Consider the following 4,303-nt stretch of genomic DNA (forward strand, 5'->3'; position numbering starts at 1 on the left):
TCTGGCTATGTTCATTTCGTCAGAAATGATTACCTTACATTGTTCAGTTTTCAAAGATCTGCTTCATCGCTTGTTGCGACGTCTTGTATATACTAACACGTCGAAAACATCATGTCAACCACTTTTTTAAGAATTTTTCAACTCTTTTTATTCACTCATTATTTGCTATAAAACAAGCAAACAATGTACTTCAAGCGATTCATCATGTCTCTGTAACAGCGACTTGATTAGTATACCGATTTATTGGCATATCGTCAAGCCCTAAATTTCACTTTTTTTAAAATTAATTAATTTTCTTCTTATGCGCTCCTAAAATGTCCATATAAGAACAGCCATAAAGCCTTACTAAAACTACCTCTAAAAATAAAAAAAGTAGCAGCTCTGTAGCTACTACTCTATTTATATCTCTAAATGTTTTAAAATTAAAACAATTTAAACTAACTATTAACTTAAACCTATTAACTTATAGTACCTATTAATTTAAATTAGCTATTAATTTAAACTGGCAAAAGCTACTGCGCTAAAGGCCGCCATCTGCCCTTCCCCTACAGCTTTGGCTACTTGTAAAGGGGTACCAGCCACATCTCCTGCTGCAAAAAGTCCTTTATAATTTGTCTCCATATTACGACCTACAGCAACTGATGTGCCTTCTAAAACAACCCCTTCTACCAAATTTTCAGGCGGACAGGAATCACGTAAGAAAAATACACCCTCCACATCTTTGGTGCCTTCATTAGTTTCAATAGCAGTCACTTTTTGTTCCCCTACTACACTATTAACAATGGCACGCTTATGTACCACTACTGAAGCTGGCAACGCAGCTAACCACTCTGCAGGTAATTGTAAAGCTCCACCAATATACAAATTAATTGTTTTTGCTAATGAAGCTAATAACTCTACATCTTGTTGATACGCTAATGTATTTATATATACAGCAATATCCTTATTTTCAAAAAAATGACCATCACAGCTAGCACAATAACTGACTCCGCGCCCTAATAAAGCACGCTCGCCTGGCACTGTTTTACTCATAGTAACACCAGTGGCTAAAATTACACTTTTTGCTTGATATACATTTTCATCAGTCATAATTGTGAACGGCGCCCCTATAAAAACGGATTGCACTCGTTCTTTTGCAATCGTAGGCTCATAAGCCAACGTCTGTTCTAAGAGTTGATCCATAAAATCAGGACCACTAATAGTCATGATTCCAGGATAATTATCAATTCGGTGTGCTCTACGCAACTTATCACTAAATCCAGCTGCTTCAAAAAGAATAACAGATTTATTATGGACACGCGCTGTGAGAGCTGCCGAAAGTCCTGCTGGGCCACCACCTACAATAGCAATATCATATACGGTCATATAGTTCCTCTATTATCTAATAAAACAGCTGGCTACTCGCCATTAGCAAGCAGCCAGCGCCTCTCCAATGTGCTAAACCAAACGGTCTTTCTTGGCTATTAATTTTTTACATCTGTAAATTTGAACCCCTGTGCTTCTGCTTGTTGAATCAATTGTTGACGCATCGGCACCGGTTGCTTACTAGCAATTTGCTTAGTAAACGAATCTACACGACGATTCGTATCACGCAAATCATAGTATTCTTCCATCTCTTCATCGTAATCTTCTAACAACTCGGTATACGAATCAAATACAGTATACGCATCGTCAAATACATTAGCTTCTCTTGGCATTCTTGGTTTCAACTGTGGTTTTTGATTAGGTACGCCAATCCCTAAACCTAACATAGGGAATGTAAGTTCAGGTAATTTTAAAATTTCAATCATTCTTGGCACATTATTCAAAATACTGCCAAAATAAACAGTACCAAAGCCACCCATTTCAGCAGCCGCTACCATATTCTGTGCAGCTAGACTAGCATCAGTCCAACCTTGGAAGAAACGATCACTATCCCGTTCGGCATCACTAACGACACCTTGTTCACGCGCAATTCGGGAATTACGATAGGCATCTACTAAGAAGATAAATAATTCAGGCACCCGTGCCACATATTCTTGATTACATACGTCTGCTATCTGAGCTTTAATGGCAGGATCAACAATACGAATAATGCTAAAGCTTTGCATACCTTGACTACTAGCAGTTCTTTTAGCTACATCTAATAAAATACTTAATTGTTGCGGTGGAATTGGACTCGATTTAAATTCTCGAATAGTCCGGTGGTTTAATAATACATCAATAGGATTCATAGGACTAACTCCTTTATCACTCATTATATCTACATATATCGATTTTTCTCTTTTTACAGTACCACTATTTTACTAAAATGTCCAGTCTTAACCCAACTTTCACCTGTTCAGCAATACACAGTCAGAATGTCCATACTATATGGGCATAATAAAGCCTTTTTGCTTTACTATATGAGTTTAACGCATAATAAATTTGGCTAAACGCCTTATTTTTGCTATACTATTAATAGGTTTTACAAAAACCTACTTTAAATTTAGAAGTGTAGTTTTGTCCTCACTGAGTAGATTCTATGACAGTAACTCGTGAAAACACTTTCTATGAAGCTAAATAAGTCTATGAATGTAAAGGAGTCTATTATGAAACTTCAATTGAAAAAAACTGTAACTCGTGGTCTTTTAATTGCTGCTTTAGCTGCTGGTTTTACTGGTTCGGCTTTAGCCGCCGCTCCAGCTGATACAGGTTCACAAATCCATGTTAGTGGTACGGCTACTCGTTCCGTAGCCCCTAATTATGCTTTATTACGCTTAGGTATTACTAGCGAAGCTGCTACTGTAGGCGCTGCTAAAACAACAAACGACCGTGTTATGAGTGATTTGATTGCTCGTTTAACAAGCCTTGGTATTAGTAAGAATTTAATTCAAACCTCTAATTTCTCCGTTTCACCACGCAACGAATATCGCCCAACTAAAAACAACGAACAGCAGGAAAAAGTTACATCTTATGTAATTTCCAATACAGTAACGGTTCGTATTAATGACTTAAATAAAATTAGTCAAGCCATCGATAACGCTGTAGCCGCTGGTGCTAACAACATCCAATCCTTAAGCTTCCAAGCCGATGTGGATCAAAACTTGACTGACCAATTAACTGCTGAAGCTGTAAAAAATGGTCGTCATCAAGCGGAAGTAATTGCTAATGCATTAGGTCAACAATTAGGCAGTATTAAAGATGCTTCTGTAGGTTCCACTAATACATATACTATGGAAAATACTTCCTTACGTATGTATAAAGTGGCAGATGCTGCACTCGGTTCTTCTACACCAGTAGAACAAGGTGATATTACTGTAAGTAAAGATGTAGATCTTACTTTCTACGTATACTAATAATTATTAACTGCTAACCTTAGCACAAACATTAAATAAAGGGATAGGTCAATACATCGGCCTATCCCTTTTAGTTTACCTATTAATTCTTGCAACTGGCTATAAACTTATACAGAGCCTTAACTATGCTTCGGGTACGATTCCCACATGAACCGCTACAATACCGCCAGTCAATTCATAGTATGTAGCAGACTCAAAGCCTACTTCTTTAAAATATTCTAAAACTTTAGATTGATGTGGATAACGACGCAAGGATTCAGGTAACCAAGCATAGGAAGAGTTATCTTTACTCAATTTACCCAATACGGGCAAAATCTTTTCAAAATATAAATAATAGAGTTGTTTAAAACCTAACGCTGTTGGTTTAGCTAATTCAAGAGTCACCACACGACCACCAGGCTTAACCACTCGTTTCATCTCACTAAGGGTTTTAATAATATCAGGCACATTACGCAACGCAAAAGCACTCATAGCACAATCAAAACTATTGGCCTCATAAGGCAAATTCATAGCGTCCCCTTCCACTAGGTTAACGCGATCCATTAAACCCGCATCATGTAAGCGCACTTCACCTTGCGCCAACATTTCAGGACTAAAATCTAACGCTTCAATATGTAAGGACGGCATCTGGCGTAGTGCTTCCTTAGTAAGCATACCCGTACCGCAAGCAACATCTAATAACTGCATGTCCTCAGTTAACGCTAATTTTTCTACAGCAAAACGACGCCAATATGCATCTTGATGAAAACTCAATAACGAATTCATCAAATCATAGTGCTTTGCTATATGAGAAAAAACGCCCTGCACAAAGACTTCTTTTTCTGCATGATTTGTAAACTGTAACGTCTGTCTTGTCGTATTCCCGTCCATATCTTTCTTCACTCACATTCTGCCAAACCTATACTACCAAACTTCTTCTTCTTATATATTCTTTTAGTATACCTAAAGACAGTATTATTTGTAAAGTTGATAGTATAAAATATTTT

The 4,303-nt window shown here is 37.3% G+C and carries 4 protein-coding genes; 1 reads left to right on the forward strand and 3 read right to left on the reverse strand.

Features of this window, described 5'->3' with window-relative positions; genetic code table 11:
- Window positions 1-492: 492 nt before the first annotated feature.
- Together VER_RS10160 and VER_RS10165 are read right to left on the reverse strand one after the other, a co-directional pair.
- Window positions 493-1,365 (reverse strand): NAD(P)/FAD-dependent oxidoreductase, encoded by an 873-nt coding sequence (locus VER_RS10160; RefSeq protein WP_162100694.1) that lies wholly within the window; start codon window positions 1,363-1,365, stop codon window positions 493-495.
- A gap of 98 nt (window positions 1,366-1,463) precedes the next feature.
- Window positions 1,464-2,213 (reverse strand): nitroreductase family protein, encoded by a 750-nt coding sequence (locus VER_RS10165; protein ID WP_162100695.1) that lies wholly within the window; start codon window positions 2,211-2,213, stop codon window positions 1,464-1,466.
- Between the two features lie 357 nt (window positions 2,214-2,570).
- On the opposite strand from VER_RS10165, the gene VER_RS10170 reads away from it, so the two are divergent.
- A complete protein-coding gene (locus VER_RS10170) occupies window positions 2,571-3,317 on the forward strand; it encodes an SIMPL domain-containing protein (RefSeq protein WP_162100696.1) in 747 nt (248 codons plus the stop codon).
- Between the two features lie 123 nt (window positions 3,318-3,440).
- On the opposite strand, the gene VER_RS10175 is transcribed toward VER_RS10170, so the two are convergent.
- Window positions 3,441-4,187, reverse strand: a complete 747-nt coding sequence (locus VER_RS10175; protein ID WP_162100697.1) for a class I SAM-dependent methyltransferase — start codon at window positions 4,185-4,187, stop codon at window positions 3,441-3,443.
- Window positions 4,188-4,303: the final 116 nt, after the last annotated feature.

The sequence above is a fragment of the Veillonella sp. R32 genome (genome assembly GCF_010093125.1).
Classification (GTDB): Bacteria; Bacillota; Negativicutes; order Veillonellales; family Veillonellaceae; genus Veillonella_A.

Bases quoted from the DNA above. Each gene is read 5' to 3' on its own strand.
- VER_RS10160 (WP_162100694.1), bottom strand. From the start codon at position 1,365: ATGACCGTATATGATATTGCTATTGTAGGTGGTGGCCCAGCAGGACTT.
- VER_RS10165 (WP_162100695.1), bottom strand. From the start codon at position 2,213: ATGAATCCTATTGATGTATTATTAAACCACCGGACTATTCGAGAATTT.
- VER_RS10170 (WP_162100696.1), top strand. From the start codon at position 2,571: ATGAAACTTCAATTGAAAAAAACTGTAACTCGTGGTCTTTTAATTGCT.
- VER_RS10175 (WP_162100697.1), bottom strand. From the start codon at position 4,187: ATGGACGGGAATACGACAAGACAGACGTTACAGTTTACAAATCATGCA.